We start from the raw sequence: 14,128 nt of genomic DNA, 5'->3' as shown, positions 1-14,128 counted from the left end.
CGAGGAATAGCCAATGAGGTATAGCAACAAGTCGGAAAATAGCCCGCCCAATCGGACGGACCGAGCGTATTTAATCCTGGTTGTTCAGCACTTGAAGGATAGCGGCACTTTGCACGTCCGGCTGGCCATCGAAGCGCTCAGGACGGTAATGCATCTGAAAAGCCGCAATGACGCGGCGTGTAGCGGTATCGAGTTCACCTGTCTGCGGTGTCGCATAACCCAAATGGAGCAACTGCTGCTGAAACCAGCCGACGCTTGGCACGTTGTCCATCATTAACGCCTGACGCTGAACCACGGCACGAGCATCCGGCCAAACGCCCAACCCTTCTGCAGCCAGACGCTTCCATGGAAACAACGGCCCCGGATCAAGCTTACGCAGCGGGGCGATGTCACTGTGGCCGATCACGTGCCGCGGTTCGATATGGTTACGCTTGACGATGTCCTTGAGCAGCAGCGTCAGGGCCTGGATCTGCCCTTCGGTGTAGGGATACCAGACTCGGCCTGTGGGCAAATCACGATAGCCAGGGTTCACGATTTCAATACCGATGGAACTGGAGTTGAGCCAGGTGCGGCCCTCCCACTCGCTCTCACCTGCATGCCAGGCCCGAAATTGCTCATCCACCAACTTGTAGATCACCGGGTGTTGCTGGTCGCCGATCAAGTAATGGCTACTGACCTCGCCATGGGTCAGCAATGCCAGGGACCGTTCCAGCGACGCGGTCGTGTAGTGCACGATGACGAACTGCGCCCGGCCGTCGAAGTTGGTCGATGGGTGAGTGGTGTCGAGCTTCAGGCCGGGACTGCTGCAAGCAGTCAAGAGAACGAGCAGTACCAAAGAGACGAGCAATTTCATGGCAATTCAAATTACACAGCGGAGTCATGCAATAGCATAACGTAATGCAGGATAAGCGCTGAGTTAAAGCCTGGATTGAAATATCCGCTCATTAAATAGCTCAGCGATCAGCCCTGCTCGATCCGGTTACGCCCTTCGCTCTTGGCACGATAGAGCGCCTGATCCGCCCGCTGAATCACCGACTCGCTTCGCTCGCCGATTCTGAAGGCGGTGATCCCCATGGAGAGCGTGATCGTCACCGGCTCGCCTTTGAAATGGAACGGGCACGCCTCGACGGCGATGCGCAGCTTATTCAGTAGTGCTATGCCCTCGGTTTCGGAGGTATTAGGGATCAGCAAGACAAATTCTTCCCCGCCAAACCGAGCGATGAAATCACCCGGTCGCAGGCGTTTACGTAACTCGTTGGCGATGATTTTGAGTACCTTATCCCCCGCCAGATGGCCGTAGTTGTCGTTGATCCGCTTGAAGTGATCGAGATCGATCATGCTCAACAGCAGCTTGTTTCCATTTTTTTGCCAGAGACTAACTTCGTGTTCCAGCCGCTCGTTCCACGCCGCGCGATTGGGCAACGTTGTCAGGGGATCGATCAGGGCCTTCTGGCGCTGCTCTTCCAGGTGCACCCGAAATCCTTGCGCCTCTTGCTCCATGGTTGCAACGCGGGTCGCCAAGCCTTGTAGGCGTGAGGCAATGTCCTGTTCACGTTGGTCATGTTGCCGTTGATGCTGGTCCATGGTGCCGAGCAAACCTTCAAGACGGTTTTCCAATACCTGCTTGAGGCTGTTCAGGTCTGCGGCTTCTAGCACACTGCTTTGTAAACCGCCGACCTGTTCACGCAGCTCGCTCTGCATGCCCCGCGCCACCGAGCGACCATCCGCATGATCGTTACTGGCCGTCTGCAAGTTGCTCTGGAAAGCCTCCAAGCGCTCATTGAGCTGCTTGAGATACACCTCGAAGTCGTGCTGACCACTGTCGTTGATGGCCAACATCAGCACTGCAAGGTCGTCGAGAATCGGTAATAACTCGTACCAGTTCAGCCCCTTTTCCAAGCGCGCCCGCATCGCCATCGCTTGAGGACGGTGATGCTCTGGCAAGGTCAAATCATCAAGCAGACCTAATAAGGTTTCTTCGATATGGTTCGCCACCGAGCTATAGCTTGGCTCGGGACTGGAAGGCAGAGCGTAAGTCGGGTCTGCCGGCTCGCCGGTAAAGGTATCCGGAGCGCCAGATTCTTCAGCGGCGCCTTGTTCGAGCTCCGCTTGTTCCGACGGCTCTATAGGCGCTGAAATTGTTTCGCCTGGTTCTGGTTCTGGTTCTGGTTCGGGCTTTAGCTCCGGACTCGGCGTCTCGACCCCCTCGTTGGCGACCGGTGGTGCTTCAGCAGCAGATATTTCAGCGCCGGCGACAATTTCGCTCAGGGTCTGTACGGTTTCGGAGGGATCCGGGACTGCAACCGGAGCCGTCGCTTCAGCCGTTGGCGTTGGCGTTGGGGCTGGCGTAGCCATGGCAATCGGACTGAGGTCGGGCGCCATTTCAACGACAATAGGGGCAGTTTCGACGGAGAGGGAATCGCCCTCGTGGATTTCTTCAGCGTTCCGGGCTAGCGCATCCGCCGCGACCGGACCCGCTACTGAAACCTCTGATGACTGTTCCGCACCCGCATTGGCCGCATCCCGCGCGCCGAACAAGCGCTGCAAAAACCCTGGCCGTGCACCCTCATCAGGATTTTCCAGAATACTTAAGGCTTTGCCTTGCAGGCCACTCAATTCATCCAACAGCAGTGGCAGCTCCCGTGCCTGGGAAATCCGGTCATCGAGTTTTTTGGCGAAGGCCTTGAGCGGTCGGCTGACTTCGCGGGGCAAAGGCAAGCGTTGCAACTGGCTGACCAACGCATTCAGGGCAGCGCCCATCTGACCGACGCGGGTTTCACGGCGCTGCTCTGAATCGAGTACCGCTTTTTCGAGACGCGGGATCAATGCAGCAAGGCCTGCGTCCATGTCGTCCTTGCGGACGATTTCACGCATTTCCTTCATGCATTGGTCGACTGCCCGATCAGTGCCCTCGGCCGCCAGACTGCTGCGCACCAAGCCGCGACGCAGCAAGTCGAGCTGGGCGTCCCAGCGACGCTGAAGCTTGTCCTGTTGATCTATGTTTTTGAGGTATTTTTCTTTCCAGCGCGATGCTTCGTCGCTCATGCAAGTGTTCCACGAGGAGGCGTGCTGAGAGCCGGCAGCGCGTCAGCGCTTAAAGAAACGGGCAACCGAATCTCTACCGCAACGGGTAAGTGGTCGGAGATGGGTTGAGCTAAAACCTGTACCCGTTCAAGGGTCAGGGTAGGGCTGAGTAAAATATGATCCAGACAACGCTGCGGACGCCAACTGGGAAACGTCGCCTCGATTTGCGGGGCTAATAACCCCAGGTCACGAAGCGGCGAGTTTTCCAGCAAATCGATGGCGTGGGTGTTCATGTCGCCCATCAGCACCTGGTGCCGATAACCGCCAATCAGTTCGCGAATATAAGACAACTGACGGGTGCGGGTTCGCGCACCCAACGCCAGGTGCATCATCACGACAACCAATGCTTCCGGGCCCTCGCCGAAGCGGACCAGGATAGCGCCACGTCCTGCAGGCCCCGGCAACGGATGATCTTCAATTGCCCACGGTCTCAAGCGGCTGAGCACGCCGTTACTGTGCTGGCCAAAACGACCCAGGTTGCGATTGAGCTGTTGGTACCAGTACGGGAAGGCCCCAAGGTGGGCGAGGTGTTCGACTTGATTGACGTAGCCCGAGCGCATGCTGCCGCCATCGGCTTCTTGCAAAGCGACCAGATCAAAGTCGCCCAGCAGGTCGCCAATTTTTTGCAGATTGCCGGCTCGCCCGGTGTGCGGTAATAAATGTTGCCAGCCTCGGGTCAGGTAATGTCGGTAGCGCTCTGTGCTGATACCGACCTGAATATTGAAACTGAGCAGGCGCAACCGACCATCAGCCGGTAAACCGCTTGCTTGCAGGTGGTGCTCGTTGACCTTTGCATCCGGGCGGCCAACGATGCGCTCTGCTCTCCAACGTCCCATGGCCGGGGCCGCTTACTTGGCAGCGACTGCGGCGCGCTCTTTGGCAATCAACTGATCAGCGACTTGCAGCGCCTGTTCAGGTCCGCCAGCCGTGCCCAGGTCAAACCGGTACTTGCCATTGACAATCATGGTCGGTACGCCAGAAATCTCGTATTTCTTCGCCAGTTCTTTGTACTGAGCAATCTTGCCCTTTACGGCGAAGGAGTTGTAAGTCTCAAGGAATTTGGTTCTATCGATACCCTGGGTGGCGACGAAGTCAGCCATGTCGTCCGGCTTGTCGAGACGCTTGTGTTCTTTCTGGATAGCTTCGAACACTGCGGCGTGGACTTTGCTTTCTACGCCCATGGTGTCGAGGGTGATGAACAGTTGACCGTGTGCATCCCACGGGCCACCGAACATCGCTGGAATACGAACGAAGTGAACGTCGGCAGGCAGTTTGGCTACCCATGGATTGATGACGGGTTCAAAGGCATAGCAATGTGGGCAGCCATACCAAAACATTTCTACTACTTCGATCTTGCCCGGCACAGAGACAGGGACGGCGCTGCTCAGCTCTACATATTGTTTACCGGCTTCGATTGGGTCGGCAGCCTGGGCAGACATCCCGAACAGGCTGGCGGCAACGAGAGCGGCGCTGAGAATCAGATTACGCATGCTTTACTCCTGGGCATTTGAGGTCGCCTTGACGCGACCAGTCTTGGACTGGCTCGGTGGGCTTGAGTTCGTTAGTGTAACGCTGGCAGATGCGAAAAAGGGCAGCCGAGGCTACCCTTTTTGTTGCTGCGTCTCAGTGATTAAGCCTGAAAAAACTGTTGCGAAAGATGAAATCAATCGCAACCGATCAGACCGATATCAATGCAGACCTTCAATGTACGCCGACAATGCCGCGATATCCTTGTTGCTCAGCTTCGACGCTACGCTACGCATGACCATCGTATCGCCATCGTTGGTACGATCGCCTTCACGGAAACCGGTCAGCTGTTTGGTAATGTAGGCAGCGTGCTGGCCGCCAAGGTGCGGAAAGCCGGCAGCCGGGTTGCCGACACCATTGGGCGAGTGACACCCGGTGCAGGCGGGCATGCCCTGGTCCAGTTTGCCACCCCGGAACAGCGCTTCACCGGCGGCAACCAGCTTGGGATCCGCTGCGCCGACGCTGCCTTTCTGACTGGAAAAATAGGCCGCGAGGTCCGCGAGGTCCTGGTCTTGCAGGTTATTCAGCAGGCCGGTCATTTCCAGAACGACGCGCTTGCCGTCCTTGATGTCATGCAACTGCTTGATCAGGTAACGGTTGCCCTGACCGGCCAATTTTGGAAAGTTAGGCACCATGCTATTGCCGTCCGGGCCATGGCAAGCGCCACACACAGCAGCTTTTGCCTGACCGGCAGCAGCATCGCCAACCACACCGGCAGCGTGGGCCATACCGGAGATGCCCAGGGTCAACAGCAGACTCGCGAGTAATTTGTTCATCAGCTAATCCAACTACGGCTAAGGGTTAGAAAGTTATGTGGCGGGTTTACGCGCTCATTCATCGAATGATTGCGCGGTAATCCTCGCTACCTGCAGTCCATGCACAATCCACGCGGCGGCATTGCCTTGAAACCCTGGGTGACGTGTTGCACCAGCGCCTCCATACCTTGCGACAGTCTAGGCGCCCAACTGCCAGATCACCGGATTTCGGTGGTATTTGGCAATGGTCGGCACGAAAGGCCCCACAAGCACGGTTGTACACAGCTTCTGGATCCTGTGTAGCCTGAGCACTGAAGAACGGCATCAAGATACCGGTAGCTAACAGCCATTCATTCATGAAAACGACTTTTTCAGGGCTGGGAACGTGCTGCGTTCTAGTTGCGCAATTCACTCATCGTTCCCGTGTACTTCATCCTATGGTGGGACAAAGCACACACAAAATCTGCGGCATTATATACTGGCGCTACTGAAACGGAAACGACACCGCTTGCCGCGCTTCTGCCGGCACCCGCCCTCATCGGAAATCTCATGCAACTCAAGAATCCCATCCTCGGTCTGTGCCAACAGGCTACCTTCATGCTCAGCGCTGCCAAAGTCGATCAATGCCCCGACGACGAAGGTTTTGAAGTGGCTTTCGCAGGGCGCTCCAACGCCGGCAAGTCGAGCGCGCTGAACACCCTTACCCACGCCAGCCTGGCGCGGACGTCGAAAACTCCGGGTCGTACCCAACTGCTGAACTTCTTTAATCTGGACGAGGATCGACGCTTGGTCGACCTGCCTGGTTATGGCTATGCGAAGGTGCCGATCCCGCTGAAATTGCACTGGCAGCGTCACTTGGAAGCCTATCTGGGCAGCCGCGAAAGCCTCAAAGGTCTGATTCTGATGAAGGATATCCGTCATCCAATGACCGATTTCGACCTGTTGATGCTGGATTGGTCCATCGCCAGTCACATGCCGATGCACATTCTTTTGACCAAAGCCGACAAACTCACCTACGGCGCAGCTAAAAACACGCTGCTGAAGATTCAAGCAGAGATTCGCAAAGGTTGGGGCGAGGCTGTGAGTATTTCGTTGTTTTCAGCGCCAAAACGCTTGGGTTTGGAAGAGGCTTACACGGTATTGGCAGGCTGGATGGAGTTGGCAGACAAGGGCTCGGAACTGGTCGAGCCAGAGGCGTAACAAACTGCGGGCAAAAAAAACCCCGGACTTCTATGGGGAGGGGGAAGTTCCGGGGTCCAAGTTCCAGACCCTTAGGGCGGGGGTCTGGATATCTGCCAACACTTAACACAACATAGGAGCATCGAAGGGCTTCACCAGCCATTCCCAAGCTCTGACTGGCAATTCACTGGTTTAGTTCCAACGTCGACCGCGCCTCTTTGCTATAAACGTCGTCCGTTTGAGGCATAAAGGGTCGATGCGGCATCCAGGCTGCGACCTTAAGTCGCGGCCCGGGCAACAGGCTAGTGCGCCTCGTCCCAATTATTGCCCACGCCAACTTCCACCAGCAGTGGCACGTCCAGGGTGGCCGCGCCGCTCATATGCGGTCGAATCTGTTCGCTGACCTGCTCGACCAATTCCTCGCGTACTTCCAGCACCAATTCATCGTGGACCTGCAGAATGACCCGGGCATCAATTCCAGAGTCGGTCAGCCAGCCATCCACGGCGATCATGGCTTTCTTGATGATGTCAGCTGCAGTGCCTTGCATTGGCGCGTTGATCGCCGTGCGTTCGGCGCCTTTGCGCAGCGATTGATTTTTTGCGTTGATGTCCGGCAAATACAGGCGACGGCCGAAGATGGTTTCGACATAGCCTTGCTCTGCAGCCTGTGCGCGGGTGCGTTCCATGTACTCGAGCACACCGGGATAACGGGCGAAATAACGGTCGATATAGGCTTGTGACTCCTTACGGTCCACGCCGATTTGTTTGGCCAGGCCAAAGGCGCTCATGCCGTAGATCAAGCCGAAGTTAATAGCTTTGGCCTTACGACGCATGTCGACGCTGACGCTTTCCAATTCGACCCCAAATACCTCGGCAGCCGTTGCGCGGTGTACGTCCAGATCATTGCGAAATGCATGCAGCAAACCTTCATCCTTGGCCAGGTGCGCCATGATCCGCAGCTCAATCTGCGAGTAGTCCGCCGCCAACAGCTTGTAGCCTTTGGGCGCGACGAACGCCTGACGAATCCGACGCCCTTCGGCGCTACGAATGGGAATGTTCTGCAGGTTGGGATCACTGGAGGACAGGCGACCCGTCGCGGCCACTGCCTGGTGGTAGGAGGTATGGATGCGCCCGGTACGTGGATTGATCTGCTCAGGAAGTCGGTCGGTGTAAGTGCTTTTCAGCTTGCTCATGGAGCGGTACTGCATCAGCACTTTGGGCAGCGGGAAATCCAGCTCAGCCAATTCGGCCAGCACCGCTTCGGCAGTAGACGCCTGGCCTTTAGCGGTCTTGTTGAGCACCGGCAGACCGAGCTTTTCATACAGGATGACGCCCAGTTGTTTCGGCGAACCTAAATTGAATTCCTCACCGGCGATAGCAAACGCCTCGCGCTCCAGAGCGGTCATCTTGTCGCCCAGCTCGACACTCTGAATACCCAGCAACCTGGCATCGACCAATGCGCCCTGACGTTCGATTTTCGCCAAGACCGGTACCAGCGGCATCTCAATCTCGGTCAGCACCGGCGCCAGACTTGGCGTCACGGCAAGTCTTTCCATCAAGGCCTGGTGCAGACGCAAGGTGACGTCAGCATCTTCGGCGGCAAACTGCGCTGCCTGTTCCAGTGCGATCTGGTCGAAGCTCAACTGTTTCATACCTTTTCCAGCAATGTCTTGCAGGCTGGTATTGGTATGGCTCAGGTACTTGAGGGCAAGGCTGTCTTTGTCGTGCCGAGTGGCGGTGGAATCAAGCACATAGGATTCGAGCATGGTGTCGAACGCCAGACCCCGAACGGTGATGCCTTGGTTTTGATCACCGTTCAGGGCGCAGTTGGCGAGAATATTGATGTCGAACTTGGCGTGCTGGCCGACCTTGATTTTGCTGGCGTCTTCAAGCAATGGTTTGAGCGCACGCAGCACCCAGTCACGGTCCAGCTGTTGCGGCACGCCCATGTAAGAGTGGGTCAGCGGGACATACGCCGCTTCATTGACCTTGACCGCAAACGAAATACCGACCAGTTGCGCACGCTGGGCATCGAGCCCATTGCTTTGAGTGACGAACGCAAACAGCTTGGCGTCGCTGAGCTTTTTTAGCCAGGCGTCCAATCGGTCCTGCTCGAGGATGGTTTCGTAGTGCGTTTCAGCAACCACCGGCTCATCGGGGATAATAATTTCTTCACCGGCGCGCTTGGCGTCGCGCTGCAATTCATCGATCCAGCTTTTGAATTCCAGCTCGGTGTACAACTCCATCAGCTTGTCGCGATCCGGCTCGCTGCAATGCAAGGCGTCCAGTTCGATGTCCAACGGCACATCTATCTTGATGGTCGCCAGTTCGTAGGACAGGAACGCCATATTCTTGTGTTCTTCAAGCTTGATCGCCAGGGTCTTTGCCCCGCGAAAAGGCAACGCGGCGATTTTCTCCAGGTTGGCGTAAACCTCAATCAAACCGCCGCCGATACCCACCAGCAGACCAACCGCCGTTTTTTCGCCCACGCCCGGTACGCCAGGAATGTTGTCGACTTTGTCGCCCATCAACGCCAGGTAATCGATGATGTGCTCAGGACCGACGCCGAACTTCTCCTTCACGCCAGGGACGTCCAGCACAGTACCGGTCATCGTATTGACCAAGGTAATGTGCCCGTCTACCAGTTGCGCCATGTCTTTGTCGCCGGTGGAAATGATCACCGGGCGATCGGCCGCCGCGCTGCTGCGGGCCAGCGTACCGATGACGTCGTCAGCCTCGACGCCATCAACGCACAGCAACGGGTAACCCAAGCCTTTTACACAGGCGTGCAGCAGATCAACCTGCACCCGCAGATCGTCCGGCATGCTTGGGCGATTGGCTTTGTACTCGGTGTACAGCGCATCGCGGAACGTGCCGCCTTTGGCGTCAAATACCACGGCAAAAGGGCTTTCCGGGTACTGTCGACGCAGGCTTTTAAGCATGTTGAGCACGCCTTTCACGGCTCCGGTCGGCAGGCCTTTAGACGTGGCGAGCGGCGGCAGCGCATGAAAAGCGCGGTAAAGATAAGAAGAACCGTCCACCAGGACGAGGGGGGCTTGGCTCATGAGCAGGATCAACCTTTTCGACGGGGTCGGCGCTAGAATGCGAGGACCGTTGACGACAAAGGGACAAGGTTATCATGCGAACAACAAATCGCCTGTGGCTGGCCGGCCTGTTACTACTTTGTTCGACAGCCGTTTTGGCGGAGGAAGATGCTCCGTCAGCGGAACCTGACATCACTATTCGCACGGAAGGCGACAAAGTCATTCAGGAATACCGGCAAAATGGCTTCCTTTATGCAATCAAAATAACGCCGGAACACGGCAAACCGTACTTTTTGGTACGCGCCGATGGCACAGACGCCAATTTTATTCGTTCGGACCAACCGGACATGCTGATTCCCTCTTGGGTCATTTTCAGCTGGTAACGCCCTACATTCACCTTATTGCTGGCAGTCTTGACCATGTCCGTGTTTACCCCCCTGGCTCGTCCCGAGTTGGAAAATTTTCTGGCCCCTTATGGGCTTGGCCGTTTACGTGATTTTCAAGGCATTGCTGCTGGCAGCGAGAACACTAATTTTTTTATCAGCCTGGAACAGGGCGAATACGTTCTGACGTTGGTCGAGCGCGGCCCGATTCAGGATTTGCCGTTTTTCATCGAGCTGCTCGACATTCTTCACGATGCCAGCCTGCCGGTGCCTTACGCCTTGCGCACCACCGACGGCAGCGCCCTGCGCGAGTTGGCGGGTAAACCAGCGCTGTTGCAACCGCGCCTGCCCGGCAAACACATCAAAGAACCGAATGCTCAACACTGCGTGCAGATCGGCGAGTTGCTCGGGCATTTGCACCTGGCAACCCGTGAACGGGTACTGGAGCGCAAAACGGACCGTGGCTTGGATTGGATGCTGGTAGAAGGCGCGAACTTTTTATCGCACCTGGACGTTACCCAGCGAGGGTTGTTGCAATCGGCCCTGGAAGAGATCGAACGCCTGAAGCCAAGAATCCTGGGGTTGCCGCGGGCTAACCTGCATGCAGACTTATTTCGGGACAACGTGCTGTTCGAAGGCACCCACCTGACCGGACTGATTGATTTCTACAATGCCTGTTCAGGCCCCATGTTGTATGACTTGGCCATTGCGCTTAACGACTGGTGCTCAGGCGAGGACGGCCAGATCGATGGCCCCCGCGCCCGCGCCATGCTTGGTGCCTATGCTGGACTACGGCCGTTCACGGCCAGCGAAGCCGAACTGTGGCCGACGTTGCTGCGTGTGGCCTGCGTACGCTTTTGGCTGTCACGCTTGATCGCCGCAGAATCGTTCGCCGGACAAGACGTATTGATCCACGACCCGATGGAGTTCCAGCAACGGCTGACACAACGTCAGCATACCCACACGCCGCTGCCCTTTGCGTTGTAAAAGCCGGATCCTACAGATTGTGTTTGCTGCGCGACAACGCGGCGTCTGGATGAAGGGCGACCTCCTATGGCTTACAACGACTCCAGACACACAGCCAGATCATTACCAAGCTTTTCCATCATGTGCTCATAGCCTTGGGCGGTCGCCGGGGTGTAGCCGCCCAATCCATCGAGTTCGGCCAGTTTGACCGGCAACCCTGCTGTCAGGGTTTCTGCCAGGCGCGGACGCAGGGGTGGCTCACTGAACACACAGGTTTTACCCACTTCCGTCAATCGCGCGCGCATTGCCGCGACATGCTTTGCACCTGGCTGCACCTCTTCGGCGACGCTGAAGACGCCAGCGTGCTTGATCCCATAGGCATCTTCGAAGTAATCAAACGCCTCATGGAAGACAAAGAACGGCTTAGTACCGACGCCCGCAAGCCGAGCCTTTAACCGGGCGTCCATGGCGTCGAGGCGCCCATCGAACGCCTTTAAATTGCTTTGATAACGCGCGGCATTAGCCGGATCCGCTACAGCAAGATCACTGGCCATCCGCGCCGCTATCACTCGCGCATTGACCGAAGACAACCATAAATGGGCATCAAGACTGCCCGGCTGGTGATCGTGATCATGTTCAGCGGGATCAGCTGCTTCATGGGACTGACTGTCTGCAGCGAAATGGCGCAGCTGCAAACCAGGCAATGACTGCACACTGACAGTGGGCAGCGTGCGACTTTTCAGTACTCGCGGTAGGAAGCTCTCCATGTCCGGACCGATCCAATACAGCAAGTCCACCTCGCTCACCCGCCGTACGTCGGACGGACGCAGCGCATAATTATGCGGTGAAGACCCCGGTGGAAGTAACACTTCAGGCGTACCTACGCCGTCCTGAACGGCAGCGGCGATCAGTTGTAATGGCTTGATACTGGTCAGGACCCGGACGTCAGCCTGGGCGGAGGTAATCAGCAAAAGGCTGGCTGATAAAGCAACAATAAACGCAAAAAGACGGGACACGAAGACCACCCAAGGGGACAGGAACAGGTAACATAATAACGTCTCTCACAAAAGCCGTCGCCGCTCATGCCTAAAACACCGCTTGCCAGTCGCCCCCATGACCACTCCCATTGCGTGCACACCGCGCTCTCCGAGGCTGACACGCTGTGTGCGCGTAAAGGTTTGCGCCTGACCGCCCTGCGCCGTCGGGTACTAGAGCTGGTCTGGCAGAGCCATAAACCGTTGGGTGCCTACGACATTCTCGCGGTCCTCAGCGAAGAAGACGGTCGCCGTGCAGCGCCGCCTACGGTTTACCGTGCCTTGGACTTCCTGCTGGAAAACGGCCTCGTTCACCGCATCGCATCACTCAACGCGTTCACCGGGTGCAACCACCCAACGCATGCGCACCAGGGCCAGTTCCTGATCTGCCGCGAATGCCACGCCGCCATTGAACTGCAACACCCCGCCATTACCCAGGCGGTCATCGGCGCGGCTACCGAAGTCGGCTTTACGGTGGAAGGGCAGACCATCGAAATTATCGGTATATGTGCAGGCTGCAAGGCCGCCTGATGAGCACTGCATTGATCCGCCTCGATCAGCTGACCGTCAACTATGCCGGGCAAAGCGTGCTTGAGAACATCAAACTCAGCGTCGAGCCGGGACAGATCGTCACGTTGATAGGTCCAAATGGCGCGGGCAAAACCACGCTGGTTCGGGCGGTTCTAGGCTTACTTAAACCCGACGCGGGTCGCGTCTGGCGCAAGCCTAAATTGCGCGTCGGCTACATGCCGCAAAAGCTGCACATTGATCCAACCCTACCCTTATCCGTGCTGCGTTTCTTGCGACTTGTACCCGGTGTCGACCGCAAAGCGGCATTGACGGCACTCAATGAAGTCGGGGCGGAAAGGGTCATCGACAGCCCGCTGCAAAGTATTTCTGGCGGTGAGATGCAGCGTGTCTTGCTGGCCCGCGCCTTGCTTCGCGAACCGGAACTGCTGGTTCTCGATGAGCCGGTGCAGGGCGTAGACGTCGCAGGCCAGGCCGAGCTCTACAGCCTGATCACCCGGTTGCGTGATCGGCACGGTTGCGGCGTCTTGATGGTGTCTCACGATCTGCATCTGGTCATGAGCACCACCGATCAAGTGGTCTGCCTCAATCGACACGTCTGCTGTTCGGGCCATCCGGAACAGGTCAGCAACGATCCAGCCTTCGTCGAGCTGTTCGGCACCAATGCTCAAAGCCTGGCGATTTATCACCACCACCACGATCACGCCCATGATCTGCACGGTGCGGTGGTCGATGACGGTGCCGTAGCGGCGCACACTCACGTCCACGGGGACAACTGCAAGCATGGATGACTTTCTTCTCTATGCCCTGCTCGCAGGTCTGGCATTGGCGTTGGTTGCGGGGCCTCTGGGCTCGTTCGTGGTCTGGCGACGCATGGCCTATTTCGGCGACACCTTATCCCACGCGGCGTTGCTCGGAGTGGCCTTGGGTTTTCTGCTGAATATCAACCCCGCGCTGGCGGTTACCGTCGGCTGCCTGCTGCTGGCAATCTTGCTGGTGACCTTGCAAAAGCGCCAACCGCTCGCGTCTGACACCCTGCTGGGAATTCTCGCACCCAGCACCTTGTCCCTCGGGCTAGTGGTTCTGAGCTTCATGCACAACGTACGGATCGACCTGATGGGCTATCTGTTTGGAGATCTGTTGGCGATCAGCCCCACTGACCTTGCCTGGATCCTGGGTGGCAGCGCCGTGGTCATGGGACTGATCGTCGGGCTCTGGCGCCCATTGCTCGCCATTACGGTGCATGAAGAACTGGCCACCGTAGAAGGCCTGCCCGTGGCGGCCTTGCGCATGACGCTAATGCTGCTCATTGCCATCGTGATCGCCGTCGCCATGAAGATCGTCGGCGTGCTGTTGATTACATCGTTATTGATCATTCCGGCAGCTGCGGCACAACGCCACGCGCGCTCGCCTGAACAAATGGCCCTCGGTGCGAGTCTATTAGGCGTAGTCGCGGTATGCAGCGGGCTGGCCTTGTCGTGGTTCAAGGACACACCGGCCGGACCCTCGATTGTGGTCAGCGCCGCGGTGTTGTTTCTGCTTAGCTTTGTTTTGCCCAGGCGGTAGCCCCTGACCCGAAAATGCGCCCACAATCGAACAGTTATTTTCGGGGCAAGGCACTTGTGTGT

At 57.2% G+C, this 14,128-nt stretch carries 13 protein-coding genes and 1 pseudogene; 6 read left to right on the top strand and 8 right to left on the bottom strand.

From position 1 onward, the window contains the following. Positions 1-70: 70 nt before the first annotated feature. From JWR17_RS09320 to JWR17_RS09295, 6 genes and pseudogenes are all read right to left on the bottom strand, one after another. Positions 71-853 (bottom strand): N-acetylmuramoyl-L-alanine amidase, encoded by a 783-nt coding sequence (locus JWR17_RS09320; protein ID WP_299830527.1) that lies wholly within the window; start codon positions 851-853, stop codon positions 71-73. A 107-nt stretch (positions 854-960) separates the two neighbouring features. Continuing rightward, positions 961-3,045 carry a GGDEF domain-containing protein gene (locus JWR17_RS09315; protein WP_299830525.1) on the bottom strand — a complete coding sequence of 695 codons (2,085 nt, stop codon included), beginning with the start codon at positions 3,043-3,045 and terminating at the stop codon, positions 961-963. After that, a complete protein-coding gene (locus JWR17_RS09310) occupies positions 3,042-3,920 on the bottom strand; it encodes an endonuclease/exonuclease/phosphatase family protein (protein WP_299830523.1) in 879 nt (292 codons plus the stop codon). Before JWR17_RS09310 ends, JWR17_RS09315 begins: the two co-directional genes overlap by 4 nt. A gap of 12 nt (positions 3,921-3,932) precedes the next feature. Further along, positions 3,933-4,574, bottom strand: a complete 642-nt coding sequence (locus tag JWR17_RS09305) for a thiol:disulfide interchange protein DsbA/DsbL (protein WP_299830521.1) — start codon at positions 4,572-4,574, stop codon at positions 3,933-3,935. Between the two features lie 198 nt (positions 4,575-4,772). Then, on the bottom strand, positions 4,773-5,387 hold the full coding sequence (locus JWR17_RS09300) for a c-type cytochrome (protein ID WP_299830520.1): 615 nt from the start codon (positions 5,385-5,387) through the stop codon (positions 4,773-4,775). Between the two features lie 58 nt (positions 5,388-5,445). After that, positions 5,446-5,724, bottom strand: a pseudogene (locus JWR17_RS09295) (c-type cytochrome). Positions 5,725-5,915: 191 nt separating this feature from the next. Between JWR17_RS09295 and yihA the strand changes: the two are divergent. Further along, positions 5,916-6,566 carry a ribosome biogenesis GTP-binding protein YihA/YsxC gene (yihA, locus tag JWR17_RS09290; protein ID WP_299830518.1) on the top strand — a complete coding sequence of 217 codons (651 nt, stop codon included), beginning with the start codon at positions 5,916-5,918 and terminating at the stop codon, positions 6,564-6,566. Between the two features lie 281 nt (positions 6,567-6,847). Here the strand turns inward: yihA and polA are convergent, their stop codons facing one another. Next, the gene (gene polA, locus JWR17_RS09285) at positions 6,848-9,610 is read right to left on the bottom strand and encodes a DNA polymerase I (protein ID WP_299830516.1); all 2,763 of its coding nucleotides are present in this window, start codon (positions 9,608-9,610) and stop codon (positions 6,848-6,850) included. A 74-nt stretch (positions 9,611-9,684) separates the two neighbouring features. Between polA and JWR17_RS09280 the strand changes: the two genes are divergently transcribed. Continuing rightward, complete coding sequence (locus JWR17_RS09280) at positions 9,685-9,972, top strand: DUF2782 domain-containing protein (RefSeq protein WP_299830514.1); 288 nt, start codon at positions 9,685-9,687, stop codon at positions 9,970-9,972. Between the two features lie 36 nt (positions 9,973-10,008). Further along, positions 10,009-10,959 (top strand): homoserine kinase, encoded by a 951-nt coding sequence (locus tag JWR17_RS09275; RefSeq protein WP_299830512.1) that lies wholly within the window; start codon positions 10,009-10,011, stop codon positions 10,957-10,959. A 71-nt stretch (positions 10,960-11,030) separates the two neighbouring features. Here the strand turns inward: JWR17_RS09275 and JWR17_RS09270 are convergent, their stop codons facing one another. Further along, entirely contained in the window at positions 11,031-11,954 is a 924-nt protein-coding gene (locus tag JWR17_RS09270) for a zinc ABC transporter substrate-binding protein (RefSeq protein WP_299830510.1), read from the bottom strand. Between the two features lie 66 nt (positions 11,955-12,020). Between JWR17_RS09270 and JWR17_RS09265 the strand changes: the two genes are divergently transcribed. Genes JWR17_RS09265 through znuB form a run of 3 tightly spaced genes read left to right on the top strand, consistent with a single transcriptional unit; the run spans position 12,021 to position 14,066 of the window. Next, a complete protein-coding gene (locus JWR17_RS09265) occupies positions 12,021-12,503 on the top strand; it encodes a Fur family transcriptional regulator (RefSeq protein WP_299830508.1) in 483 nt (160 codons plus the stop codon). Beyond that, complete coding sequence (znuC, locus tag JWR17_RS09260) at positions 12,503-13,291, top strand: zinc ABC transporter ATP-binding protein ZnuC (protein WP_299830507.1); 789 nt, start codon at positions 12,503-12,505, stop codon at positions 13,289-13,291. Before JWR17_RS09265 ends, znuC begins: the two co-directional genes overlap by 1 nt. Further along, on the top strand, positions 13,284-14,066 hold the full coding sequence (znuB, locus tag JWR17_RS09255) for a zinc ABC transporter permease subunit ZnuB (protein ID WP_299830505.1): 783 nt from the start codon (positions 13,284-13,286) through the stop codon (positions 14,064-14,066). The genes znuC and znuB overlap by 8 nt, the downstream gene beginning before the upstream one ends. The last annotated feature ends 62 nt before the right edge of the window (positions 14,067-14,128 follow it).

Origin of the sequence: Pseudomonas sp., assembly GCF_028293835.1 — a bacterium.
Taxonomy (GTDB): domain Bacteria; phylum Pseudomonadota; class Gammaproteobacteria; order Pseudomonadales; family Pseudomonadaceae; genus Aquipseudomonas.
Note: the sequence above shows the minus strand (reverse complement) of the source record. Positions and strands in the feature narration are given on the sequence as shown.